We start from the raw sequence: 24,625 nt of genomic DNA on the forward strand, positions 1-24,625 counted from the left end.
GCGCGGTCATGAACGCAGGCCGAGGAGCGCGATGAGGACCGCCGCCCACCATTCCCTCAGCTGGTGGCTGCTGGCCCTGATTCCTCTCGCGTTCCTCGGCCTGTTCTTCCTGTGGCCGCTCGGGTCGGTGCTGGTGCACGGCCTGTTCGACGGCGGGTTCGACGTCGCGGGCACCTGGGCGGTCGTCACGTCATCGCGCACGGCCGATGCGGTGGTCACGACGGCGCTGCTGGCGTCCGCTGGCACGGTGGGCTCGGTCCTTCTTGGGGTCCCTGGGGCGTACGTGCTGTACCGGCTGCGGTGGCGTGGCCAGCGCGCGGTCCGGGCCGTCGTCGCCGTGCCGTTCGTGCTGCCGACCATCGTGGTCGCCGCCGCGTTCTCGGCGCTGCTGGGGCGCTCGGGCCCGCTCGGCCTCCTGGGGCTGGACCAGTCGGTCGCGGCCATCATCGCCGCTCTCGTGTTCTACAACGTCTCCGTGGTCGTGCGCGTCGTGGGCGGTGCCTGGGCGGGGCTCGACCCGGCGACCGCGGCCGCCGCCGCCACCTTGGGCGCGGACCGGCGACGGGTGTTCGCGCACGTCACCCTTCCCGCGCTCGTGCCGGCGATCGCGTCCGCCGCGTCCGTGGTCTTCCTGTTCTGCGCGACCGCCTTCGGGGTGGTGCTGGTGCTGGGCGGCACGCGCGTGCGCACTCTGGAGACCGAGATCTACCTGCAGGTGAACCAGTTCCTCGACCTGCGGGCGGCGGCCGTGCTGTCGATTCTGCAGATCGTGTTCGTCGCGCTCGCACTGTGGCTGTCGGCGGCGGCGCGGCGCCGCCGCGAGCGGGTGCTCGGGGGTCGCTCGCTGGACGGGACCCGGCCGTTCGTGAGGGCCGATGCGTGGGTCGCCGCGCCCGTCCTCCTCACCCTGGGCGTGCTGGTGGCAGCGCCGATGTACGCCCTGGTCGAGAGGTCGCTGCGCACCCTCGACGGGCACGGGTTCGACCACTACATGGCGCTGTTCGGCGAGCCGGGCCGGACGGTGCTGCCGGTATCCGTCGCGCAGGCGGCCGTGAACTCGCTGGTCACGGCAGCCATCGCCGCCGCGGTCGCGTGCGTGGTCGGCCAGGTCGTGGCGGCGCTGCTGACGCGCCGCTCGCGACGGTCGGGCGCCTTGGATGCGGTGGTGATGCTGCCGCTGGGCGTGTCCGCGGTGGTGGTCGGCCTCGGCATGCTGCTGACCCTCAACCGGCCGGTGCTCGGGATCGACCTGCGGGGCTCGTGGTGGCTGGTCGCCATGGCGCAGGCCGTGGTCGCGCTCCCGCTCGTGGTGCGCACGCTGGTGCCGTCGGCGCGCGCGATCGACCCCCGTCTGCGCTTCGCAGCGGCGACGCTGGGGGCATCGCCCTGGCGGGTGTGGACCCGCGTGGACTGGCCGCTGCTGCGCCGTGCGTTCGGCCTGGCGGTGGGGTTCGCCTTCGCGATCGCGTTGGGCGAGTTCGGGGCGACCACGTTCGTCGCGCGCCCGGACCGGCCCACCCTGCCGACGGCGATCTATCGGCTGCTCGGGAGGCCGGGCATCGAGAGCATCGGCATGGCCTTCGCGGCGGCGGTGGTGCTGGCCGCGATGACGGCCGCGATCATGATGGTGTCCGAGCGCATGCGCACGCAGGTGGGAGCTGATCTATGAACCACTCGACCCAGAATGCAGCGTCGCGCGCGGGCTCGGCGCCGGCCGGTCTCGAGGTGCGAGACGTCCGGGTCGTGTACCCCGGGACACCACCCGTGGTGGCCGTCGAGGGCGCGACGCTGAGCGTCGCGCCCGGCGAGACGGTCGCGCTGCTGGGGCCGTCGGGCTGCGGGAAGTCCTCGCTGCTGGGTGCGATCGTCGGCATCGTGCCGGTCGCGGCCGGCGCCATCCTGTGGGACGGGTCGGATGTCACCGCCGTGCCGGTGCACAGGCGCGGCTTCGGTCTGGTGTTCCAGGACGGCCAGCTGTTCCCGCATCGGTCCCTCGCACGCAACGTGGCCTTCGGGCTCGAGATGGCGGGGATCGCGCGCGAGGAGCGCAGGGCTCGTGTCGAGGAGCTGCTGGACCTCGTGGGCCTGGAGGGATACGGCGCACGCGCGGTGACCGAGCTGTCCGGCGGCCAGCGCCAGCGCGTCGCGCTCGCGCGCTCGCTCGCCCCGCGCCCGCGCCTGCTCGCGCTCGACGAGCCGCTGAGCTCCCTCGACGCGGATCTGCGCGCCCGGCTCGCGGTGGACGTGCGCGACATCCTGGCCGCGGCCGGCACGGCAGCGATCGTCGTCACGCACGACCCGGCGGAGGCCGAGGTGATGGCCTCGCGCGTGCTGCGCATGGCGGACGGCCGCCTGCTCTGAGCCCGTCGTCCCCCGAGCCCCTGACGGCGGCCCAGCCGGCGCATCGGCCGTGCCCGAACTCACGGGCCAACCCGAGCGGGACCGCGGTTCCGAGCGGGCGGCAGCTCGACGGCCGGCAGTTCATCTGTGACGTCGTGCTCGGTGGCTCTGTTCACGTGGCCGTCACCGCGCTCTGAGAGGATGGACGCGTGAACACTGACAGAGTCGAACGGGCCATGCGCGACGTCGCGGACGAGGTGATCCGGCCCCGATTCCGCTCCCTCGCCGATGGCGAGATCTCCGCGAAGAGCGGCCCCAACGACCTGGTCACCGTCGCGGATGTCGAGGCCGAGCGTGCGCTCACGCCGCTGCTCGCCGACATCGAGGCGATCCCCGTCGTGGGAGAGGAGGCGACCGAGCTCGATCCGTCGCTGCCCGATGTCCTGGCGACCGCATCGGCCGCATGGACCCTCGACCCGGTCGACGGGACGTGGAACTTCGCGCATGGCTCGGTCGAATACGCCGTGATGATCGGGCGAGTCGCGGCCGGCGACACCGATGCCGGATGGATCCTGCACCCGGAGACCGGCGACCTGCTGCGCGGAGGCCGGGCGCTCGCACCCGAGGTGGTGAACGGCGACGGCGCGGTGACGGCGATGCGGAACATCGCCGGCCTCGAGCCGCGCCCGCTCGCCCAGCTGCGCGGCATGGCGACCCTCACCTTCGCTCCCGGGCCCGTCGCCGAGGGACTCACGGGGCTCCACGCCGACGTCGCCGAGATCACCCCGCCGCGCATGTGCGCCGGCTGGGACTACTGCGACCTCGTCAACGGCGACCTGGACTTCCTGCTGTACTTTCGCGCCAAGCCCTGGGACCACGCTCCCGGCGTCGCGATCGCTCGGGCGGCCGGACACGTCGCCCGTCATCTCGACGGCGCCGCCTACCGGCCGGGGGCGCCGGGGCGGCCCTTCCTCGTGGCCCGCGCCCAGGAATGGGACGCGCTCGCTGCGGCCATCAACCGCCACACGAACCACACGCTCTAGGTGCTGTCCCCCGCCGCGCTCGCGCGGTGGACGCGCTGCAGGGCCCCCGCTCATGTGCGAGGGCCCTGCAGTGGTGGTGAGATCAGGCGTTGACGGGCTCGTCGATGGACTCGATCGCGGGCGCCTCCTTGAGCGCTGGCTTCCTGCGGTCACCTGCCGCGGCCCAGATGAGGCCGCCGCCCGCGATGATCAGCGTGGCGCCCAGTCCGGCGGCGATGGCCGCGACGCCCAGGCCCATGGTGAGGACGTTGGCGGTGACGGAGCCGACGCCCAGCTCGCCGATGAGGGCGTGTGCGGTGGCGGTCCAGGCCTCGGCGCGAGCCGGGCCCTCAAGGGGGTGCATGCGGTCGAAGTCGGCCCAGTACTTGCCGTCGGTCGCGACCTCGTACGTGCCGGCGTCGAAGGTCTCGCCGTTGTACTCGACGGGCTCATCGAGGGTGACCGTGGTGGTGCCGTGCAGCGTGTGGTACGCCACGAGGCCCATCTGATACATGTACTCGGAGCCGGTGTTCACGAGCGGGTCGTTGGGGTCGAGCTCCGACGCCTTGAGGTCGTAGCCCCAGTCGTTCTCGACGAGGTCGATGATGCCCTGCGCTGCCGCGGTCTCGCCGCGGTCGATCAGCTGGCCGTCCTCGTTGTAGGTGAGGGTGACGTTCTGCGCCTCGGAGAACTTCTCGAGGGAGTGCTGCCCGGCGGCCACCTGGGTGTAGGCGAAGGCGCCCACCCCGATGAAGCCGAGTCCGATGACGGCGAGGACCACGCCTAGCGCCTTGAGTCGTGCGGTCATGATTTCTTCCTTTCCATCCGGGGTTGGATTCCGGTTGACTCAAGCGTTGCGGCAACGTTTCCGATTCATCCGGGACCATGGGCCCGGTGGTCGTCCCACACATGATCTACCAGGCAATACTCTGCGAAGAATGGTGGTGACGGTATGGCAACGGAGTGCGTTTCGCGTCGGGATCCGGACATTTCCGGGACGTTGGTCCCGCTCCCTGGGACGCCCGCTCCAACGCCGCGCTAGTGAACGAGGAAGCCGTCGCGCACCAGGTCGCGCACCGCGGGGACGAGCCCGCTCAGCATCCGACTCGACGGCACGTCCAGCAGAGCCGCGAGCGCGTGAGCGATCTGGCCCACCGTCAGCTCGCCATCGCACGCGCCCACCAGCCCCGCGAGCGCGGTGTCCGCCTTGATCGACCGGCCGAACCCGCCTCCCTGGCGCAGGAGGATGTGCTCCGGCTCGACCTGAAGGGGTCGGCCATAGGTCTCCTTGGTCACGTCGGGAGCGACGGTGAGCGCCGTGTCGAACAGGGCGTGGTCGCTGGTGTCGACCAGCCAGTCGTGGGCCTCGAGCGCCGCCGCCAGCGTGGGACCCAGGGGCGCTGCGAGCGCACCCTCGTGCTCCTCGAGCCGGCGCAGGGTCGGCACGCCGCTCGCTGGGCGGCGCAATGTGACGATGCCGAAGCCCACCGCATCCGCCCCGACCGCGTCGAACGCTCGCAGGTATGCCTCGTAGGCCGCCCAGAACGTCGCGGGATGGCGCTCGGGCGTGATGCCCGCATCCCGCAGCCAGGTCTCGGCGTACTCGGCCGGGTCGAGGACGTCGCGCTGCACGACCCACGCATCGACGGCGACGTTCGACGCGTCGAGCCACTCCTCGAGCCGCGACCGCCAGTCGCCGTGCATCTCCCAGTTGCCCAGAAGCTGAGCGACACCCCCGGGCGCCAGTACGTCCCCGAGGCCCGACAGGAGCCTCTCCATCACCCCGTCCCGCTGGAGCCCGCCGTCGCGATACTCGAACGCCGGCGCTCCGGGAGGCGTGATGACGAACGGCGGATTCGTGACCACCTGATCGAACTGCTCGCCGGCGATCGGCTCGAGCAGTGACCCCTCGCGCAGGTCCCACGGGGCGTGCGCGGCGGAGGGCCGATGCGCTCTCGCCTCCCGTTCGGCCGCTGCAGTCTCGCTCGCGTCGTCGCGCGGGGAGGGACGTCCGAGCGCGGGCGCGTTGAGCGCCTCGTTGAACCTCGCGAAGCCGAGGGCGCGGCGGGAGACGTCGGTGGCCACCACCTCGTCGGCGTGGAGAGACGCGTGGAGGGCCTGGATCCCGCAGCCCGTGCCGAGGTCGAGCACCCGCCCACGAGGCGAGCGCATGGTGATCGATGCGAGCGTGGTCGAAGCCCCGCCCACCCCGAGCACGTGGTCCTCCCCCACCGCGCGGCCCGTGACGGCCTCCCCCAGGTCGGAGGCGACCCACCAGTCCACCTGGCCAGCCTCGGTGGTGGCGGCATAGGGGCGCATGTCCGCGACAGCCGCCACAGCATCGGCGCTGTCGTTGCCCTGCGTGCGCACCAGCCCCGCCCGCTCGAGACCTGCCGCCCCCACCCGAGGCAGCGCGGCATCCACCTGAGCGCGGCTGACGGGATCGCCCAGCATCAGCAGCCGCGACAGCACGGCGATCCGGTCGGATCCGGCGTCTCGCGCCGCGACGACCGCGGGCATCACCTGCTCGCGCCCGAGCGCGCGCGTCGCCCGCTCGCCCAGCCGTTCGGACACCGCGTCGACCGTCCAGCCCGCGAGGTCAGCGCGCAGCGCGGCTGCGGTGGGCGCGTCGAGAGCCGGGGTGACCATGAGGGCGAGGCTAGCGCGCGGTCACCGCGGCGAGCGCGCTACTCGACCCGCTCGTCGACGGCCCCACCCGGCATGGGAGCGGCGTCGCCCTCCCCTGACGTTCCGTGGTCAGCCTCCTCCTCGATGCCGGAGGCATGCGACCGCCGCGAGGCGCCAGCGACGGCGACGATCGCGATGACCGCTGCGATGAGGGCGATGCCCCAGCGCATCCACGGGTTGGCGTCGTCGCCGTAGGACAGCAGCACCACCGCGGGAGCGATGAGCAGCGCGACCAGGTTCATCACCTTAATCAGCGGATTGATCGCGGGACCGGCGGTGTCCTTGAACGGGTCGCCGATGGTGTCGCCGATGACGGTGGCCTCGTGCGCAGGCGAGTTCTTTCCGCCGTGGTGGCCGTCCTCGACGATCTTCTTGGCGTTGTCCCACGAGCCGCCCGAGTTGGCGAGGAAGACCGCCATGAGCACCCCGGTGCCGATCGCGCCGGCGAGGAACCCGGCGAGCGCTCCCACGCCCAGTGCGAAGCCGACGAAGATGGGAGCCATCGCGGCCAGCAGGCCGGGGGTGGCGAGCTCGCGCAGCGAGTCCCTGGTGCAGATGTCGACCACCCGGCCGTACTGGGGGCGCTCCTCGCCGGTCATGATGCCGGGGTGCTCGCGGAACTGGCGGCGCACCTCGAGCACGATCGCGCCGGCGGCACGGGTGACGGCGTCGATCGCGAGGCCTGAGAAGAGGAACACGGTCGCGCCGCCGATGATCACGCCGACGAGCGTGAGCGGGTTGATGACCTCGTAGGAGAAGTCCGCGGCCTGTGCGGCGGCGTCGGACAGCGCGAGCGTGACGGCGTCCTGGTACGAGCCGAACAGGGCGGTCGCCGCGAGGACGGCGGTCGCGATCGCGATGCCCTTGGTGATCGCCTTCGTGGTGTTGCCGACCGCGTCCAGGTCGGTGAGGGTCTGCGCGGCCTCCTCGTCGACCTCGCCTGACATCTCCGCGATGCCCTGGGCGTTGTCCGAGACGGGACCGAAGGTGTCCATGGCGACGATCACGCCCACCGTGGTCAGCAGCCCGCAGCCCGCGAGGGCCACCAGGAACAGCGCGAGCGTGATGGACCCGCCGGCGACGAAGAACAGGATGACGACGGCGCCCGCGATGACGGTCGCGGTGTAGACGGCCGACTCCAGGCCCACGCCGATGCCAGAGAGCACCACGGTCGCGGCACCGGTCTTCGACGTCGCGGCCACGCGGCGCGTGGGCTTCTTCGCGGTGTCCGTGAAGAAGCCCGTGAGCCACAGGATGATGCCGGCCAGTCCGATCCCGACGAACACGGCGACCGTCGCCATGATGCGTGGGTCGCCGGACTCGTCGGCGATGGCCTCGGTGCCGATCTCCGCGAAGGACGAAGGAAGGTAGACGAAGGCCGCGACAGCGGCGAGCACGGCGCCGATGGCCGCGGAGACGTAGAAGCCACGGTTGATCGCCGCCAGCCCGGACTCGCCACCGCGCACCTTGGTGATGAACACGCCGACGGTCGCGACGATCGCGCCGATCGCGGTCACGATGAGCGGGAAGACCAGGCCCTGCTCGCCCATGGCGGCCTTGCCGAGGATGAGGGCGGCGACCAGCGTCACGGCGTAGGACTCGAACAGGTCGGCGGCCATGCCCGCGCAGTCGCCCACGTTGTCGCCCACGTTGTCCGCGATGGTCGCCGCGTTGCGGGGGTCGTCCTCGGGGATGTGCTGCTCGACCTTGCCCACGAGGTCGGCGCCCACATCGGCGGCCTTGGTGAAGATGCCTCCGCCCACGCGCATGAACATCGCGAGCAGGGCCGCTCCGAAGCCGAAGCCCTCGAGCACTGCCGCCGCGTCGCCGCGGTAGAGGAACACGACGGCCGCCGCTCCCACGAGCCCCAGGCCGACGACGGACATGCCGACGGCGCCTCCGGTCCGGAAAGCGATGCGCGCGCCCTCGGCGCGCCCGTTGCTCTGCGTCGCGGCGTAGGCGACGCGCACATTGGCCCGCACCGCGAGCCACATGCCCAGGTAGCCGATGGCCGCGGAGAACCCAGCACCGAGCAGGAAGAAGATCGAGCGTCCCACCCGCACCCCGGCGTCCCCTGGCAGCAGGAACAGCAACGCGAAGACGATGACTGCGAAGAGCACGAGGGTGCGGAACTGGCGGTTGAGATACGCGGAGGCGCCCTCCTGCACGGCGCCCGCGATCTCCTGCATCTTGGGCGTGCCGTCCGACGCCCTGAGCACCTGCTGGCGAAGGACGAAGGAGAAGATCAGCGCCGCGGCGGCGATCGCACCGATCACCGCGACGATGGTCAGGCTCGACCCGCCCACCTCGAGCTCGCTCGTGACTGCTGTTGTCATTCGTCCTCCTTGACGAGACAGACGTGGCGCGACGCCGGTGTCGCGCGAACGGTATGCCGGTCACTCTAGGGGACGATGAGAGGCGGGGCGAGGCGCGACCCAACGTTTCACGCCACCCGTGCGTCGACAGTGCGAGGAACCCGATCAGAGACGACCGGAGGGGACATGTCTCAGTGGCAGGACACGATGGAGCAGCTGGTGCGCACTCGCGAGCGCGCGCTGCTGTCCTACGCGTACCTCGTGTGCGGCAATCCCGTGCAGGCGCAGGACCTGGTCCAGGACGCGCTGGTGCGGACCTTCTCACGCGAGCGCAAGGGACTCACGGTCGTGAAGGCCGAGGGGTACGTGCGGCGCGCGATCACGACCGCGTACGTGGACATCTATCGCCGCCAGCAGCGGTGGCAGAGGGTTCAGCACCTCTTCCGACCGGACGCGTTCGCGCCTGACCGGCTGGGAGAGGTGGAGGCGGGATCGGACGTGGCCGATGCGCTCGCGACCCTGCCGCCACGCGTCAGGGCGTGCGTGGTCCTGCGGTACTTCGACGATCTGACGGTTCCTCAGATCGCGCGGCAGCTCGGCATCGCCGAGGGCACCGTGAAGCGCTATCTCAGCGACGGGCTGGGTCAGCTGGAGCTGGCGTTGGGTCCGCTCGAGGATGCGCGGTCAGCCGATGCGGGTGAGACCACCGTGGACTCATCGCGCTCTTCAGGAAGGAACGGATCATGAAGCTCTCAGATGCGCTTCGGGGCGCGGCGGACCGCGCTCCCGTCGACGAGGTGTCGGTGGGCGTGGGCACGGTTGCGGGTCGCGTCAGGCGTCAGCGAGCGGTGCGGACGGGGTCGACCGCGCTCCTGGGTGCGGGAGCGTGCGCCGTCATCGCCTTCGGGGCGCTAGGGCCCGTGTCGACCATCGCGAGCTCAGGGGACAGCGGCGAGGCCAACGCGCCCGCGGCAGCCTTGGAGGGCGAGGCCATGGAGGAGTCCGGCGCCGGCTACGACGCCGCGGGCGATACCGCGCTGGCGCGCCCGGCGGAGCAGTGGTGGTGCGGCTCGACCTTCTCCGCAGACGACGGCACGTGGGCCTGGGGCGACGCCTCGGGGGTGGACTTCGAGCTGGGCGAGCCCACCCTCGACGGCACGGAGCTGCAGCTGCCACACACCCTCACCGCGTCTCGCCCCGTCGACCTGATCTCGTCGCCCGACGCACTGATCGTGTGGGATGGGATCGTCGTGGGCCGGCTCGTGGGCGAGTCGCCGTTCACCTACGGCCCGGCCGACGAGCCCATGCTGCCCGAGGAGGTCTACGAGCGCCTCGACCCCTCGACGGAGTTCAGCTCCCTCGAGCAGTCCACCGTGATGGAGTCCGTGAACTGCTGGGATGGCGAGCCTCTGCCCGCTGGCACGTACGAGGTCCACCAGGCGTGGACGCTCGCCTACGCGGACGGCGCCGCGGAGCCTGCTCCCGCCGAGACCACCGAGCCTGCTGGGGAGCCCACGACCGGCCCCACCGACGTGCCGACGGAGGACGTCGCAGGGACCGACTCGTCAGTCGCGACCGACGGCGCCGAGTCCGGCGCGGCTGGCGGCGGTGCAGGTGGCTCGGAGGGCACGGCTTCAGAGGGCGAGCCGACGCCCGGCTCGGCGCCCTTCCCTGAGACGTTCCGGGTCGCGGCGGGACCCGTCCAGCACGTGGTCGACGGCGATCCGGTCGACGACCCGTTCGGCGCCTACCTCGGCTCGGGCGAGCCGGGTGAGCCTCCCGTCGACCCGATCGACCCCGTCGAGCCGAGTGACCCGGTCGACACTCCTGACGACCTGCTGACCCCGGAGTTGGCGAGGGAGCTGTTCGACGCGACCCGAGCATCGGCGCTGTGGGACATGGCACCCGGATCCCAGCGCTGGATCAAGACGCTCGACGCGATGGCGCACACCGACGACGCCTGGGAGTCGCGCTACTACGGATGCGTGTGGGATCAGGGCGTGGACGGCGCGTTCCCGAAGGAGTCTGCGGAGATGGGACTGCTCGATGTGCAGGTGGATGTGCCGTCCTCGATCTCGGTCAGCTACGGCTACGTCGTGGATGGCAATCCCCTCGTCACCGGCACGACCACCAACGTGTCGAAGCACACGATCCCCGGCTACTACTCGGGGCAGACGCCGGTCCTGGCACTCGTCAAGGATGGACGCGTGGTGGCGGAGTCATACACCGAGTCGCTCCAGCGCGGGGGACACGGCGTGGTCGAGCCGGCGATCGCCGAGATGTCCGTCGTCCCCGACGATGGCTTCTTCGCGCCCGGCCAGCAGAGCCACGCGGAGGCGCTGCTGCGCAACGTCAACGCCTGCGACGGATCCTCCGCCGTCGAGCCCGGGACCTACACCGTGCTGGTCCAGAGCAACGTCCACGTGGGATCCGGATACGCGGTCGCCTTCGGCGGCGCTGAGGACCTCATGGCGGAGCAGGAGGCTGCGGATGGTCGCGCGAGCAACGGCGAGCTCGACATCGAGAGCGGAGCCGAGGGCTCCTCGGTCCTCGAACCGGACGTCGGCACTCTCGTGGATGAGCCGAGCTTCGGCGGAGACGATGCGACCGACGCGGCGATCCTGCCCGCTCCTGACGGAGCGTACGACTGGGTGGAGTTCCAGGTCTGGACGTCGTTGGGCTCGCTGACGGTGCGCTGAACACAGGTCCGGCGGGCCCGATCGGTGGGCCCGCCGGACCTGCGCCATCGTCGGCGCAGCTCCAGTGTCCGCCCAGGCGCGTGGTGTGGCACGATGGCGCCAAGAGCGCGCCGGGCGATGCCCATCCGCGCTCTTCATGGCCCCGGAGGCGGCGTGATCCCCTCAGCCGCGCCGCCTCCGGGTCCCAGGTCCCGGGTCCCGGGTCCCGGGTCCCGGGTCCCAGGTGCCAGTCCCCTAGCTCGCGCTGGAGCGGTGGGTCTCACGGCGCGCGGGCCCACGCAGGTCCGGCGACGGCGGATGCCTCGGCACCGCGCCCGCCTCGCACCAGGACGGTCAGGGTCGCACCCGCTGCCGCGCACCGCACCACCGTGGCACGGTTCGCCCGGGCGGCGGCGCTCGCCGCCTCGCACGCGGCCTCTCGGGACTCATCGCCTTGAGCTGCGTGGCCTCGCGCTGCGTGCGCTCCGGCGAGCGCGGCCAGGTCCGCCGCGTTCTGGGCGTCGACGCGGGCGAGAGTCCGCGCCCCTGCACTCACCAGTGCCATGCCCAGCACGACGATGGCCACGACCAGAGCCAGCGTGAGCACGCTCCCCGACCCGCGCTCGCGCCCGCCCCCGGTGAAGGGAGCCGCCACCGCAGACGGCGCGCTCACGGAGGTCCCATGGCCGTGGAGGCCGCGCTCGCCGCGGGAAGCCACGCGGCAGTCTCGACGGTGACTCGGGCCGTCACGGCACCGCCTGACGAGGTGATCGTCACCTGGGCGACGGCGCTGGCGCCTGACACGGCCGCCACCGCCGCATCGGCGCCTTCGACCACGGCCGTCCGCGCCGCGAAGGCCGCGAGCTCCTCGGCGGTGATCGCATCGCGCACCCACCCCACCGCGGACAGCACGGCCCCGAGCACGAGCGCGACCGCGGGCAGGGCCGCCGCCAGCTCGACGGAGACCGACCCACGGTCGCGCCCGGTGCTCATCCGAAGGCCGAGCGCAGGATTCCCGCCAGCAGCTCGCGGACCTCGTCGGACCGGATCAGGGCGATGAGAATGCCGGCGAAAGCGGCGGCCGCCACTGTCACGAGCGCGTACTCGGTGGTGGCCATGCCGTCGTCCTCGCTCACCACTCGGCGAAGCAGGGTCATGGTGACTCCTTCCCGCTCCGGGCGTGCGCCGGAGCATGGCCAGCCTGCGGGAGCGTCGCGGTCGCCGCTCGCTGCACGCGGCGCCGCTGTGGGTCGGAGGTCGACCTGGCGGCCCTGGGGATGCAGCGAGCGCGCATCGCTTAGCGGCCGTCACGGAGCGTCAGGATCGATCCCGTCGATTGAGCCGAGGTCCGCACCCGCGATCACGGCGATCAGCAGCGGGACCACACCGACGAGCACGAACGAGGGCAGCAGGCACAGCGCAAGCGGGAGCGTCAGTCGCACGCCGAGCTCACCAGCAGCGCGCTGAGTGCGCCGGCGCTGCTCGCGTTCCAGGCGCGCCCTCGCGGAGCGAAGACCGAATCGCGCAGGAGCGCCGGCGTGAAGCGCGAGCGAGAGCGGCCCGGCGAGCACCTCCATGAGCTCAGCCGGACCGTCGCCGGGAGCACGCCGCGTGCGACGAGCGCGTCGGCGGCGACGCGGCGGACGCGTGCCGCCGGCGAGGCCCGCTGACTCGCGCCCGGAATCGGAGCCGCCCACCGCGCCCGTCGCCCGCACCCCCTCGGCCGGCGAGCGCTCAGCCCCGCTGCGCAGCCACGCCGCCATCTCGCGGAGCTGCCGCGCGCCGCGGGACTCGGCCACCTCCGCCACGCGCTCGCTCGCCTGGTCGACCGGCATGCCAGACGCGAGCGCGGCATCGAGGAGAGCCAGGATGACGGACGTGGGCACCTCGTTCGCGGACGGTCCACCCCCTGCAGCTCTAACCATGCGCGCCATCCACGCTGACCCGGCCCAGGTGAGAGCTGCGGCGCCCACCAGCAGCGCCCACCCGGCGGAGGTCCCGACGAGCAGCGATACGACAGACGAGTCGACGGCGGCGGCCAGCCCGGCGCCCACCAGCGGCAGCCATCTCAGGATCCTCGCGCTCATCCGCGGGCCCGCGAGCGCGGCCTCGGCGGCATCCTGCGCATCCCTGACCTGGGCGAGCGCGGCGTCGATCGCCTCGAGCACACGTGCGAGCGGGGCTCCCGTGTTGCGCGCCAGAGTCGCGGCCGCGATCACGGAGCGTTCGACCATGGCGTCATCCGCGAGATCGGAGGCGCCTTGCACGGGGACGCCGTCGCCGGCGGTGGTCACGCCCACGATCTCCCACGCGCGCTCGGGCCCCACCCCGGCATGCAGCAGCGCCACCGCGTCTGCGAGCACGGCATCCGGCCCTCGCGCGTGCGCGCCGCTGAGGCTCATCAGCCCGCCCTGCGCACTGCGCCGTGACGGGTGGCGTCGCCCATCGCCCCCGCGGCGCCCGCGACAGCGCCTTCACCCACCAGCTGCGCGAGGGCCATGATCCCGGGTCCAGCGAGGCTCCCACCCCGATGTCGCGTCAGTGCCGGCACCACGTCGAGGCCGCCGTCTGACCGCCCGACGAGCACCGCCACCTGAGACAGCCAGCGCCCCTCCTCGCGCCGTTCGACGTGGAGCACCACGTCGAAGGCGGCCAGCGCCTGCGCATGCACCGCCCGTTCCGGCATTCCCACGAGAGCGCCGAGCGTCGCGAGCCTCGTCGGCACCTGCGCGGGCGCATTGGCATGCAGCGTGGTCATGGATCCCGGGTGACCGGTGTTGAACGCCGCGAGCACGTCGCGAATCTCCACGCCCCGGCACTCTCCCAGCACCACGCGATCCGGCCGCATCCGCAGGGCCTCGCGCACCAGCTGCGCGAGCACGATCGCGCCGGCGCCCTCGATGTTCGCGCGCCTCTCGACGAGCCTCACCACATGCGCGTGGTGAGGCATGATCTCGCCCGCCTCCTCGATCACGACGATGCGCTCGGCGGACGATGCTGCCGACAGCAGCGCCGCCATCAAGGTGGTCTTGCCACTGCCCGTCGAGCCGGTCACCAGCAGCGAGGCTCGCCGCGCCACAAGCGCTGCGCAGACCTGCCGCATCACCCGGTCGAGAGCGCCGTTCGCCTCGAGGTCCTCGAGCGTGAGGGCGCGCTCGCGCACGATGCGCAGCGAGATGGCCGTGCACTCGGGTGCCACCGGTGGGAGGACGGCGTGCAGCCGCGTGCCGTCGGGGAGGCGCGCGTCCGCCACCGGCGAGGCGTCATCGAGGCGGGCTCCTCCCGCAGCCGCCAGGCGGGTCGCGAGCGCCCTCACGGCGCCGGCCGTCGCGAGATCGACCGCGACCCTCTCGAGCCCGCGCCCCCTGTCGATCCACGCCGCGCCGGGGGCGTGCACGAGCACGTCCGTCACCCCAGGGGCGAGCAGCCACGGTGCGAGGGGCCCTGCCCACGGTCGTGCGCTGACTCCCACCTCCCCCGCCTGTCGTTCCGTCACGTTGGCGAACGTGCCAGGCAGAGTCCGCCCGCGCATCGGCGCTGAGCCGTCGCTGGGGACCGCCGCTCCTGTCCTGCCCCTGGGGACGCACGGCGATGCGTGACGTCGGTGCGGCCAGTTAGGCTGACGGCAGGAGGAGATTCCATGCCCTTGCGCAACCGCAGTGCCCGGTCGGCGGCGTTCTTCGACCTCGACAAGACCATCATCGCCACCAGCTCGTCGATGGCCTTCGCGGGCTCGTTCGTGGATGGCGGTCTCGTCACCCGCGCGCACGCGCTGCGCACGGCGTACGCCCAGTTCCTGTTCCTCGTGGGCGGCGCTGACGAACGCCAGACCAACCGGCTGCGCGACTCCCTCAGCGACCTGATCAAGGGCTGGGAGGTCGCGAAGGTCCAGCAGATCGTGCAGGAGACGGTCCACGAGCACATCGACCCCGTGGTCTACGACGAGGCCCTCGACCTGATCCGCCGTCACCAGGCGAACGGCCGCGACGTGGTGATCGTGTCGGCCTCGGCCAGGGACGTCGTCGAGCCCATCGCGCAGCTCCTGGGGGCCGATGCTGTGGTCGCCTCCGAGCTGAAGGTCAAGAAGGGCTTCTACACGGGCGAGATCACCTTCTACGCCTACGGTGAGGCGAAGGCTGACGCCGTGCGCGCGCTCGCCGAGGAGAAGGGCTACGACCTGTCGCGCTCGTTCGCGTACTCGGATTCCATCACGGACACTCCCATGCTCAACGCCGTGGGCCATGGTTTCGTGATCAACCCCGACCGGGCCCTGCGTGCCGCAGCCGCGCATCACGGCTGGGGCGCGCTGCGGTTCAAGCGGCCCGTGGGCCTGCACTCGGGACCGTCGACGCGCTCGACCCTCATCACGGTGGTCGCGGTCGCGGCTGCCGTCGCCGCGACCGTCATGCTCGTCCAGGCGTCTCGCAGACAGGACGAGTAGAGGCACCGTCGCGTAGCGGCGGGCGGCCCTCGAGACGTAGTGTCAGAGGGGATCGAGGAGGAAGGCGCCATGTCGCGCTGGCAGCAGGCCTACTCCGCGCTCGCCGGCGAGCGCTACGCGGAGCTGCTGGCGCACGCGCGCCTGCTGACCGCCGGCGATGGCCAGGCCGAGGAACTGCTCGGACGAACGATCCGCGACCTGTTCACGCGATCACGGCGCCTCCCGCCGGCGCACCTCCTCTCTGTCGAGGTGCGCGACGCGATGTCGCGCCGCGTGGCCCTGGCCGGTGAGGGCGGCACCGCCGCCGCGACAGCCGACTACGGGTCGTTCGGGGACGCCGACGCGGCGCTGGACGCGCTCGCACCCGGTCGCGCCGGTCGCGACGGCGGGCACCATCATGGCTCCGTCCAGGGTGTCAGGACGCACGCGCGGGGCAGCACGGCGGCCGAGGACGTGGAGGACCGCGTCCCGGTCGACGGCGAGACCGCAGTGCCGATGCGCGGGTCGCCGTTCGCGCCACCGTCCGGTGAGGACGGCGCCCCACCCCCAGCCCACGTGGGGCGCGACTCGCCCGACGAGCTCGCGGAGGCCTTCGTGAACCTCCACCCCGCCGACCGGGCGCTCGTCATCATGTATCACCTCGACGGCCTGTCCCCACGGCGCATCGCCGCCCTGACCGGCATGGGCGAACCGGCCGTCCGGCGCCGCATCGACGCGGCGGCGAGGCGGTTGGGCAGCGCGGCGGGGATCGTCGTCGCCCCTGCCATCGCTGATGACGCGCTCGCTGAGGTCGAGGTCACCGTCGACGTGGGTACGTGACATGCGCGACCTGTCCGCCGAGCTCGCGCGCCTGCGCGATGGCCACGCGCGCCGCCTCGAGCACGCCCGCGCTCCGCAGTCATGGGCGCGCGACGTCGCGCGGCGGCGAGCGGGCCGCGCAGCCGCGTGGGCGGGGACGGCGAGCCTGGCCATCCTGGCGATCACCGTGGGTGCCGTGCACGGCGCTGCGAGCGACTCCACCGAGCCGCCGAGCGCCGCAGCGCACTCGCCCACGCCATCGCTGCCTCCAGCACCAGCCGAGGAGCCGGCCGCGTGGGCGCTCGCGACGGTCGAGTTCGGCGCGGAGCGAGACTGGCTCGCCGATCCTCTGGTCGAGGGGCCGCCGCAGTGCGGAGAGCCTCTGCCGGGCTCGATGTCCGCACGCGACGGCTTTCGCGCGGAGCACCAGGTGCCGGATCGCGTGTTCGTGCGTGCGGGAACCTCGGGCACGGCCGCCAGGGCGAGCGCCACGATCCGCTACGGCCGCCCGGACGAGTTCCCCGTGGTCGTGGACCCGATGGTCGGCCTCGTCGCGCGCGACGGCGTCGTGGTCGGTTGGCTCACCCCCAGCGCCCGCCGCGGCGTGACGACGTTCTCGCGCGCGTATCCCAGCACCCAGCACTGGATCGGGCTCGGTGTGCTCGCCGTCGCGTGCGACGGCGCCGCGGACGCAGGACCGACGGCCGGCACCCCTGCCGTCCGCACGCTCGAGGCGGGGGACTACGAGGTGGCCTGGATGACACGGGTGCACGCGACCGAGGAGGCCAATGCGAGAGCTGACTTGGCTGGCCGAGGGTACTCCGTTCCGCCCGCGAGCCTGCTGGCAGCCTTCCGGGAGGGCTCCTACGAGTGCGAGCGGGAGCGCGAGGAGTCCCGGAGCGCGCTGCCGCTGACGTGCGATCCGGGGGCCGTCCCTGGCACGGCCGTCGACGCCGAGGCGGGCTCGATCACCTTTCCGTACCGGGCGGACGCGTTCGGCCGAGAGGTGGACGTCACCTTCGTCACGAGGGCCGTGCCGCTCACGATCGATGACGCGGCGCTGGACCCGCGTAAGACCATCGAGGAGCAGAACCCGCCGCATGTCCCCGGCGAGCCGATGGAGTGCGGTGCGATCTACAGCGCGCTCAGCGAGTCGGCGGCGACCCTGCAGTGGGCCGACAGCGCGGGATCGGTCGAGTTCGACTCGCCAGCGCGGGTCCACGCCTGGGTCGAGGGCCGCGAGTGGACGTCGGCCGCGATCGTGGTCCCGGACGCCAGACTCTGGATCACGGAGCGAATCGACCGTCGCGCGGCGTTGAGCCAAGGCGGTTCGTACGCGTACTCGCTGCACCACGTCGTGGGGTCCGTGGACGTCGACCTGCCGCCGCGGATCACGGTGAGCCGCTACGACGGTCCCGCGGCGGTGGACCTGAACCTGGGGTCGGTCGACTGGTGCGCGGAGCCGTCCCGCTATCCGATGGGCTCGCTCGGGTTCTCGCTCGTCGCGCCCCACACGGTGGTGACGAACGCAGGAGTGGAGGAGTTCGAGGTCATCCGCATCGAGTGACATTCGCCGCGCGCCCCGCGCACCAGTGTCGCGCGACCCGTATTGTCGGCAGGAGCCGATTCACTGCGAAGGGGGCGATGTGGCGCGCTGGCAGGACCTGTACCAGCAGGCCGCACACGCGCGCTATCCCGCGCTCGTCGCCTATACCGCCGCGCTGACGGGCGAGGAGGCGGAGGACGCGGCGGCGCGAGTCGATCGGGCGCTCACGCAGGTCTTCGGCACGAGGCGCCGCCTGGCGGGTCCTGACGAGGGCGAGCGCGCCGTCCGCGCGGCGGTCATGGCGGCGTACCTGCGCGCCGCGGGCGACGCCGAGCCCGCCTCAGCTGAGCCGCCTCGCCATCACGCCGCACCTGACGATGCCGCCTTCGCTCCGCCATCAGACGTCCTGGCCCTCGCGGCCGCGCCTGGGCCTGACGCGTCCGGCACCCTCCGTGCGGACGAGGAGCGGCGCGACAGCACGCCGCAACCCGTGCAGGAGTCCGCGCACGAGCGCACCCCGGCCCTGGCATCGGCGCTGTCCACGCTGTCGCCGCGCGTCCGTGCGGCCGTGCTGCTGCGCTGCTACGACGACCTCACCATCGATCAGATCGCGCATCGCCTCTCCATGCCCCCACGGTTGGCCTCCGAGCTGCTCGACCGGGCCGCCGCGGCCCTGCACGTCCGCGGCTACGCCCTGCCCGACCTGATCGCCTCGGACGGCTCGCTCGAGACCGCGACGGTGACGGTCGCCGCACACGGCGAGGGGTGGTGACATGCGCGATGTGGCGCATGAGCTCGCAGCTCAGATCGCGGCCGATGCCCGGGCCCTCTCCCACGTGCAGGCGCCTTCCACCGTGCAGCGGGAGATCCGACGTCGGCGGCGCCGGTCGGCTCTGGGCTGGGGCGCGGGATCCGCGCTGGGTGTCGGCGCACTCGCCGTCGCCGCCGTGACGACGGCGGGCAGCCTCGCTGAGCCTGAGGAGGCGGCTCCCACGCCATCCGCCTCCTCGACCGCGCCCATCGCGTATGCGACGGTCGATCTCGACGACGCGGTCCCGTACGGAGGCTGGGGCGGACTCGAGTGGCTCGGTTGCGGGGATCCTGCGCCGGAGCCGGTCTCCCGCAGCGGCGGCTTCAGCGCCGCGTTCGAGTTCGACATCGACAGCGAGCTCTCGCAGGACGCATACGGTGCGACCGAGGTGTCGCTCGGATCCGTGGCGATCACCGGCTCGCCGGAGGTTCCGACCGGAGCGATGGTGAGCGCCCCGCTGATGATCTTCGTGCAGGACGGCGTGGTCGTGGGCTTCGACGGCGGTGGAGGGTCGGCGGGATGGATGGAGATCTCGCCAGACTGGTCGCTGGACGCCTCGGGCACGTGGTGGAACTATGCCTTCAGCTGCGACGCCTCTGCGGGCTTCCTCCCGCTCGAGGCGGGCGACTACGACGTGTACCTGGTCGCGCACATCGCGGCATCACCGCAGCTCGCGGCACTGCAGGACCTGTCGAACCAGGGCCTGACCATCGCCGACGCCCCCCACTGGGAGCACCTCCTCCCGGGATCGTACGAGTGCCAGCAATACGCGGACTGGCAGATGCACGAGCCACTGCTGTGCGATCCGGATGCGCATCCCGGCACGACAGTCGACCGAGACGCGGGAACCATCACCGTGCCCTACCACGCGAGTCTGCACGGGGCAGATCTCGACGTGACCCTGGTGTCCGAGCCGCGCGCCGTGACGCTCGGCGAGCCGAGCAACGCGCTCGGGTCCGCCGGCTCACCCGAGCCCCTCGCAGACGGCGAGGTGCCGCAGTGTGACGAGGTGTATGGCTGGGCCTACAGTCCCGGGCTCGCGCTCCACTGGCCTGGCGACCTCGCGAGCCTCGCGCCGGGCGACGTGATCGAGCCGGCCGCGTGGCCAGTGGAGGGCGACTGGTCCGAGGTCACTGTCGACCTTCCCTCGGAGGGGCGGATCTGGCTGTTCGAGGAGGCTGTGATCGACGTCGACGAGCACACCTCCGTTCACGCGGAGCGCGCCGTGGGCTGGGCCGATGTCACCGCCACCGTCGCGACCACGCTCACCGTGGTCCGCTACGACGGCCCTCAGCCGTGGAGCGTCCGGGTCGAGGACGTGCAGTGGTGCGGCGAGCGGGCGACGAGCGTCTTCAGCGCGATCATGGTCGAGCCCCTCACGATCACGGACGACGCCGGCACGCGCGAGGTCACGGGACCGATCGTCGTCAGCCCCCAGCGGTAGGGCCCCAACCCTTGAGGCCCTCCCGCGCGTTGTAGTGGCAGGACGCCAATGCGACAGGGACGGTGACGCGTGAGCAGGACGCAGATGGGGCTGGCGGCGGCGGTCGCGCTCGCCCTCGGCATCGCCGTGGGATGGACTGTCCAGGCATGGCAGCCGTCGCCCTCCCTGGGCCCGGTGCTGGGGCACGATGCTCCCGCAGCGTCGGCCGTGGCCCCCCTGATCCCGCCCTCGGCGTGACGGCTTCCTCACAGGGGACGCCCCTGACCAGGGACGGAGCGGGATCGTCCGCGCGGGCTATCGATTCGCCCGATTCGAGGCCGTACCATTGAGCCTCAATCACGAAGATTCACGGTGGCGCGAGCCTGCGCCGGAAGGACATGACGGCGCGATGAACAAGGGGCTCCTGGCCGTGGGCGCGGTCGCGTTGGCCGGCCTGTCCGCAGCGGTCGGCTGGTATGGAGTCCAGTTCCTCACGTCGTCGGAGGGCGAAGCAGCCGGCGAGCCGTCCGCCAGCCCCTCCGCGCCGGCGCAGACCGTGGCCGTGACCTTCGACGTCGGTGAGATCGAGGCGGAGGCCGGCGGCCTCTTCACGCCTCCCGAATGCGGCGAGGAGTGGTCCGCGGATCCCGCGACCGCCCACGGGATCTCTCCTCAGGTGACGGTCGAGAGTGACCAGACGGGCGCATCGGCCACCGTGTCGTTCGTCACCGACGCGGACCAGGCGACCGCCTTCCTCGCCCAGCAGGGCCAGCTCATCGTCACCCGCGATGGCGTGGTCGTGACGCCCGATTGGGGCAACGAGTTCGTGCCGGCGTACGCGGTCGCCTCCCCGGAGGGCGCGTCACCTGCCGGCGAGCCGCTCGACTTCACGGGCGCGTCGCTGTGCGACGTGTCCGCGCAGATGTCGGCGATCTGGGAGGGCTTCGACTGGGCGACGGCGACGGAGGAGGAGGTCGCCGAGCGTCAGGCCGCGGCCGCCGCCTTCGAGGACGAGAATGCCGATCTTCCCGCCGGCGAGTACAAGGTCTACGCCTGGACGCCCGTAATCCTGGGAGAGCCGGCCGCGGCGGCGCGCGCGCTCATCGAGGAGGGCTTCACCGACCTCGCCTACCTTCAGTACACCGCCGGCTACTCACCCCTCGCTGGCGCGCAAGAGCTCGAGCCGTACTGCTCGGAGTCGCAGACTCAGGGCGGCACGGAGATGCTGTGCGACGTCCCGCAGGAGGTGCTGACCGAGCTCCTCGAGCGCGAGGTGCCGGCCCACTACGTGGTCGAGGCTGCTCCCGCCATCGCGATCTCGGAGGCCGCGACCTTCACCATCGAGTGACCCTGCCCCCGCCGCGCCCGCGAGGGTTGGTCACGTCTCCTGCGCTGGGGGCGTCGTGCGGCGAGGCGAGGTGATGCAAGTTCGCGCGCGGCTCAGCCGGTCTTGCGGCGGAAGTCCTTCACGGCGTGTGCCTCGCCGTTGCCGTGCAGGGCGGTCGCAGATGTCGCCTGCGCGCCGGGGCGCGCCATCTGCCCGTCGTTCCCGACCGCGGCGGCCATCGTCTCCTGCGGGTCCGCGTCCTTGACGGCGTCGAGGAACTGCCGCGCCTCATCGCCTCGCATCATCTTGGCGAGTCTGCCGTGGTGGAAGATCGCCACTTCGCCATTGCTGCGAACACGGTAGTCGAATCCTTCAGCGCTCATGCGCCCATCGTCACACGTCGTGCGCGGCTGCGCGCGTCGACGGCCGCGCGAACCGCGCCCCTCGACGAGCGAAGTGGGCCCAACTCGCTCGCCTAGACGCTCAGGAGAGCGAAGTGGGCCCCTTTCGCCGTGTGGGGGAGGGTCGGCGGCGCCGATGCGCTGGCCGGGCTGCCGTCAGTCGCTCGGCGCTTCCTGATCGTCGGTCTCGCGGGGCTCGCCGTCGCCGTGCGGCACGGGCTTCTCCGTCGCCGCCTCCTTCGCGGGGTGCGTGTCCTCGGGATCGGTGGCGCCCTGCGTGGGCTGCTCGCCCTGGCTCCTGTCAGTGCTCATGAACCCATCGTCGCATCGCCCGACCTGCGGCGCGAGACCGTTTCACCGATCGCGGACGCGGGAATGATGAACGTCGTCCCCTTCACGCCACGCGGCGCCGGTGATCCGATGGGCTCACCCCGCGATGCCGCTTGAACGCCGCGCTCAGCGCGAACGGCGAGGCATAGCCCACCGCGCGCGCCACGGAGTTCAGGGTCGCGCTCTGATCGGCGAGCAGCATGTCCGCGGCCAGGTCGAGCCGCCACCCCGTCAGGTAGGTCATGGGCGGCTCGCCCACGAGCGCAGCGAACCGCCGCGAGAATGCCGCGCGCGACAGGCCGGCCTCTCGCGCCAGCGATGCGACCGTCCACTCCCGCGCGGGATCGTGGTGCATCAGCCTGAGCGCCGTTCGCACGGCATCGTCCGCATCGGCTCGGTACCAGCCGGGGGCATCCTCGCGGTCCAGCCACGCGCGCAGGCAGGTGATGAGCAGCAGATCGAGGAGCCGATCGAGCACGGCCTCCTGACCCTGCAGATCCTGCGTGACCTCGCGCGCGAGGAGTTCCACGAGCACAGGATCCACGTCGCCGCGTCGCAGCGCGATGCGATGCGGCAGAGCCTTGAGGAGCCTCCGGCCGACGGCGCCGTCCAAGGGATACGTCCCGGTGATGATGACGGTCTCACCCTCGAGGTCGTTGCCCCACGAGCGCACGCCGAACACGGTCATCGGCGAAGGGCCGCCGTCGATCGCACGGCAGATCTCCGTAGGTCCGACGACGACGGTGGGAGCGGTCGTCGGCGCGTCAGCGACCACGTAGTGCTCCGGTCCGCGGAGCAGGACGACGTCACCGGCGGCGAGCGTCTCGCCCGCGTCCTCATCGTCCGAGCCGCCCGGCCCCACCCATGCGCCGCCGCGCAGCACCGGCACGATGGTGAGCGGAGCCTCGTCCTCGATGCGCATGCCCCACGGCGCGCGAAGGTGGCTGCGCAGCAGGAACGCTCCCCGAGCCCGCGGCCCGTCGAGCAGACCTGACACCACGTCCATGACGCCAGCGTAGGCGCGAATCGAGCCAGGCGAGACGAATGCGTATGCGAGCGAGCGCATCGGCCATGGATCGTCTCGCCCTGCCGGCCTTCACTGGGGAGGTCATCCCATCCACACCAGGAGGTCACCATGTCACAGCAGTCCACGGCAGTCGTGCTCGGCGCCACCGGCAAGACCGGCCGGCGCGTCGCCGCCCGCCTCGAGCAGCAAGGCGTCGAGGTCCGGCGCGCCTCGCGCGGCAGCTCCCCGCGATTCGACTGGGAGGACCCCTCCACGTGGGCACCGGTCATCGATGGCGCCGACGCCGTCTACATGGCCTTCGCGCCGGACCTCGGCATGCCGGGAGCTCCCGAGACCGCGGCGCGCGCAGCCGAGCTGGCGCGCACGCTCGGCGCGACCCGCCTGGCGCTCCTGTCCGGCCGGGGCGAGACCGAGGCCCAGCGCGCGGAGGCCATGGTCGCGCAGGCCTTCCCCGAACGGACGGTGCTGCGGTGCGCGTTCTTCGCGCAGAACTTCGACGAGAGCTTCCTGCTCGAGCCGTTGCGCGCGGGCATGCTCGCGCTGCCCGTCACCGACGTCGCCGAGCCCTTCGTCGACCTGGAGGACGTGGCCGAGGTCGCCGTGGCCGCGCTGACGTCCGATGCGCACGCGGGCCGCATCTACGAGCTCACCGGTCCGCGCTCGCTGACGTTCGCGGAGGCCGTCGCGGAGATGAGCGGCGCGTCGGGACGGCCGATGCGCTATCACCCGATCTCTCTCGAGGACTTCGCGGCCAGCTTGGCCGCCGAGGGCATGAGCACGGGCGAGATCGACCTGCTGCGCTACCTCTTCACGGAGGTGCTCGACGGCCGCAACAGCATGGTGACCGACGGCGTCGAGCAGGCGCTGGGGAGGCCGGCGACGGACTTCCGCGACTATGCCGCGCGCGTGGGCAGCACGTGGGCCGTGGAGGCGACGGCGTGAGCGTGTACGAGGCCGTGGTCGCGGCGGCCGCCGTGATCAGCGGACTTGCAGGCGGCGTGTTGTATGCGTTCTCGGCATTCGTGATGGCCGGCATCCGCGAGCAGCCGGATGCCGCGGCCGCCGCGACCATGCAGGCCATCAACCGCCACGCCCTGCGCGCGCCGCTCGGCATCCTCATCCTGCTCACCATCACCGTGCCGCTCGCGGCGGCCGTGATGGCGATAGCGGGCGACGAGCCGCGCGGCGCCTGGGCCATCGCCGGTGCGGCGGTGGTCCTGGTCGCGGGGATCGGCGTGACGGCCGTGGGAAACATCCCGCTCAACGAGCGGCTCGCACGGGCGACCGATCCGGCGGCGTCATGGCGGGCGTTCGTCACGCCGTGGCTGCGGTGGAACCACGTGCGCGCGGCGGCCGGCGCCGTCGGGGCCTGCCTGTTCACGCTCGCGCTCTGAGGCCCCCACACCGCCACGACGGCCGTCCGCGCATCTGCGCTCCCCGAGCGCCGCTGCCGAGGCGCGTTGCCTATAGTGGACGCG

At 72.3% G+C, this 24,625-nt stretch carries 25 protein-coding genes; 14 read left to right on the top strand and 11 right to left on the bottom strand.

The window, feature by feature from the left end; all coding sequences use genetic code 11:
- Window positions 1-31: 31 nt before the first annotated feature.
- The 3 genes from B7K22_RS04500 (at window position 32) to B7K22_RS04510 (ending at window position 3,383) form a co-directional block, all read left to right on the top strand.
- Window positions 32-1,669: an iron ABC transporter permease gene (locus tag B7K22_RS04500; protein ID WP_084038724.1), complete on the top strand. Its 1,638-nt coding sequence runs from the start codon at window positions 32-34 to the stop codon at window positions 1,667-1,669.
- A complete protein-coding gene (locus B7K22_RS04505) occupies window positions 1,666-2,361 on the top strand; it encodes an ABC transporter ATP-binding protein (protein WP_084038726.1) in 696 nt (231 codons plus the stop codon). The genes B7K22_RS04500 and B7K22_RS04505 overlap by 4 nt, the downstream gene beginning before the upstream one ends.
- A 188-nt stretch (window positions 2,362-2,549) precedes the next feature.
- A complete protein-coding gene (locus B7K22_RS04510) occupies window positions 2,550-3,383 on the top strand; it encodes an inositol monophosphatase family protein (protein ID WP_144276231.1) in 834 nt (277 codons plus the stop codon).
- An 82-nt stretch (window positions 3,384-3,465) separates the two neighbouring features.
- On the opposite strand, the gene B7K22_RS04515 is transcribed toward B7K22_RS04510, so the two are convergent.
- The 3 genes from B7K22_RS04515 to B7K22_RS04525 form a co-directional block, all read right to left on the bottom strand.
- A complete protein-coding gene (locus B7K22_RS04515) occupies window positions 3,466-4,170 on the bottom strand; it encodes a hypothetical protein (protein ID WP_084038730.1) in 705 nt (234 codons plus the stop codon).
- A 230-nt stretch (window positions 4,171-4,400) separates the two neighbouring features.
- Window positions 4,401-6,011: a 50S ribosomal protein L11 methyltransferase gene (locus tag B7K22_RS04520; RefSeq protein ID WP_084038732.1), complete on the bottom strand. Its 1,611-nt coding sequence runs from the start codon at window positions 6,009-6,011 to the stop codon at window positions 4,401-4,403.
- 38 nt (window positions 6,012-6,049) lie between these two features.
- Window positions 6,050-8,386 (bottom strand): sodium-translocating pyrophosphatase, encoded by a 2,337-nt coding sequence (locus B7K22_RS04525; RefSeq protein ID WP_084038734.1) that lies wholly within the window; start codon window positions 8,384-8,386, stop codon window positions 6,050-6,052.
- 165 nt (window positions 8,387-8,551) lie between these two features.
- Between B7K22_RS04525 and B7K22_RS04530 the strand changes: the two genes are divergently transcribed.
- A complete protein-coding gene (locus tag B7K22_RS04530; protein ID WP_084038736.1) occupies window positions 8,552-9,112 on the top strand; it encodes a sigma-70 family RNA polymerase sigma factor in 561 nt (186 codons plus the stop codon).
- Complete coding sequence (locus B7K22_RS04535; RefSeq protein ID WP_084038738.1) at window positions 9,109-11,064, top strand: hypothetical protein; 1,956 nt, start codon at window positions 9,109-9,111, stop codon at window positions 11,062-11,064. The genes B7K22_RS04530 and B7K22_RS04535 overlap by 4 nt, the downstream gene beginning before the upstream one ends.
- Window positions 11,065-11,323: 259 nt before the next feature.
- On the opposite strand, the gene B7K22_RS04540 is transcribed toward B7K22_RS04535, so the two are convergent.
- The 5 genes from B7K22_RS04540 to B7K22_RS04560 all read right to left on the bottom strand — a co-directional run bounded on the left by B7K22_RS04540 (window position 11,324) and on the right by B7K22_RS04560 (window position 14,539).
- The gene (locus B7K22_RS04540) at window positions 11,324-11,716 is read right to left on the bottom strand and encodes an Rv3654c family TadE-like protein (protein ID WP_234983310.1); all 393 of its coding nucleotides are present in this window, start codon (window positions 11,714-11,716) and stop codon (window positions 11,324-11,326) included.
- Window positions 11,713-12,036, bottom strand: coding sequence for a hypothetical protein (locus B7K22_RS04545; protein WP_084038740.1), 324 nt, complete (start codon window positions 12,034-12,036; stop codon window positions 11,713-11,715). Before B7K22_RS04545 ends, B7K22_RS04540 begins: the two co-directional genes overlap by 4 nt.
- Entirely contained in the window at window positions 12,033-12,200 is a 168-nt protein-coding gene (locus B7K22_RS04550) for a DUF4244 domain-containing protein (protein WP_084038742.1), read from the bottom strand. Before B7K22_RS04550 ends, B7K22_RS04545 begins: the two co-directional genes overlap by 4 nt.
- Window positions 12,201-12,350: 150 nt before the next feature.
- Window positions 12,351-13,445 carry a type II secretion system F family protein gene (locus B7K22_RS04555; RefSeq protein ID WP_084038744.1) on the bottom strand — a complete coding sequence of 365 codons (1,095 nt, stop codon included), beginning with the start codon at window positions 13,443-13,445 and terminating at the stop codon, window positions 12,351-12,353.
- A complete protein-coding gene (locus tag B7K22_RS04560; RefSeq protein WP_234983311.1) occupies window positions 13,445-14,539 on the bottom strand; it encodes a TadA family conjugal transfer-associated ATPase in 1,095 nt (364 codons plus the stop codon). The genes B7K22_RS04555 and B7K22_RS04560 overlap by 1 nt, the downstream gene beginning before the upstream one ends.
- Window positions 14,540-14,683: 144 nt before the next feature.
- Between B7K22_RS04560 and B7K22_RS04565 the strand changes: the two genes are divergently transcribed.
- From B7K22_RS04565 to B7K22_RS04590, 7 genes are all read left to right on the top strand, one after another.
- Window positions 14,684-15,484 carry an HAD family phosphatase gene (locus tag B7K22_RS04565; protein WP_084038748.1) on the top strand — a complete coding sequence of 267 codons (801 nt, stop codon included), beginning with the start codon at window positions 14,684-14,686 and terminating at the stop codon, window positions 15,482-15,484.
- A 69-nt stretch (window positions 15,485-15,553) separates the two neighbouring features.
- Entirely contained in the window at window positions 15,554-16,303 is a 750-nt protein-coding gene (locus B7K22_RS04570) for a sigma factor-like helix-turn-helix DNA-binding protein (protein ID WP_144276232.1), read from the top strand.
- A 1-nt stretch (window position 16,304) separates the two neighbouring features.
- Window positions 16,305-17,849, top strand: coding sequence for a hypothetical protein (locus B7K22_RS04575; protein ID WP_084038752.1), 1,545 nt, complete (start codon window positions 16,305-16,307; stop codon window positions 17,847-17,849).
- 79 nt (window positions 17,850-17,928) lie between these two features.
- Window positions 17,929-18,600 carry a sigma factor-like helix-turn-helix DNA-binding protein gene (locus B7K22_RS04580; protein WP_084038754.1) on the top strand — a complete coding sequence of 224 codons (672 nt, stop codon included), beginning with the start codon at window positions 17,929-17,931 and terminating at the stop codon, window positions 18,598-18,600.
- A 1-nt stretch (window position 18,601) separates the two neighbouring features.
- Entirely contained in the window at window positions 18,602-20,083 is a 1,482-nt protein-coding gene (locus B7K22_RS04585) for a hypothetical protein (protein ID WP_084038756.1), read from the top strand.
- 69 nt (window positions 20,084-20,152) lie between these two features.
- Window positions 20,153-20,320 carry a hypothetical protein gene (locus B7K22_RS12025; protein WP_159448756.1) on the top strand — a complete coding sequence of 56 codons (168 nt, stop codon included), beginning with the start codon at window positions 20,153-20,155 and terminating at the stop codon, window positions 20,318-20,320.
- 151 nt (window positions 20,321-20,471) lie between these two features.
- Window positions 20,472-21,410: a hypothetical protein gene (locus B7K22_RS04590; protein ID WP_084038758.1), complete on the top strand. Its 939-nt coding sequence runs from the start codon at window positions 20,472-20,474 to the stop codon at window positions 21,408-21,410.
- A gap of 92 nt (window positions 21,411-21,502) precedes the next feature.
- Here B7K22_RS04590 and B7K22_RS04595 read toward each other — a convergent pair whose 3' ends face one another.
- The 3 genes from B7K22_RS04595 to B7K22_RS04600 form a co-directional block, all read right to left on the bottom strand.
- The gene (locus B7K22_RS04595) at window positions 21,503-21,772 is read right to left on the bottom strand and encodes a hypothetical protein (RefSeq protein WP_084038760.1); all 270 of its coding nucleotides are present in this window, start codon (window positions 21,770-21,772) and stop codon (window positions 21,503-21,505) included.
- 174 nt (window positions 21,773-21,946) lie between these two features.
- Window positions 21,947-22,102, bottom strand: coding sequence for a hypothetical protein (locus B7K22_RS12030; RefSeq protein WP_159448757.1), 156 nt, complete (start codon window positions 22,100-22,102; stop codon window positions 21,947-21,949).
- Window positions 22,103-22,184: 82 nt separating this feature from the next.
- Window positions 22,185-23,126: an AraC family transcriptional regulator gene (locus B7K22_RS04600; protein ID WP_084039753.1), complete on the bottom strand. Its 942-nt coding sequence runs from the start codon at window positions 23,124-23,126 to the stop codon at window positions 22,185-22,187.
- Between the two features lie 129 nt (window positions 23,127-23,255).
- On the opposite strand from B7K22_RS04600, the gene B7K22_RS04605 reads away from it, so the two are divergent.
- A complete protein-coding gene (locus B7K22_RS04605) occupies window positions 23,256-24,089 on the top strand; it encodes an NAD(P)H-binding protein (RefSeq protein ID WP_084038762.1) in 834 nt (277 codons plus the stop codon).
- Window positions 24,086-24,541, top strand: coding sequence for a DUF1772 domain-containing protein (locus tag B7K22_RS04610; protein ID WP_200807359.1), 456 nt, complete (start codon window positions 24,086-24,088; stop codon window positions 24,539-24,541). Before B7K22_RS04605 ends, B7K22_RS04610 begins: the two co-directional genes overlap by 4 nt.
- Window positions 24,542-24,625: the final 84 nt, after the last annotated feature.

The sequence above is a fragment of the Demequina sp. NBRC 110053 genome (genome assembly GCF_002090095.1).
Classification (GTDB): domain Bacteria; phylum Actinomycetota; class Actinomycetes; order Actinomycetales; family Demequinaceae; genus Demequina.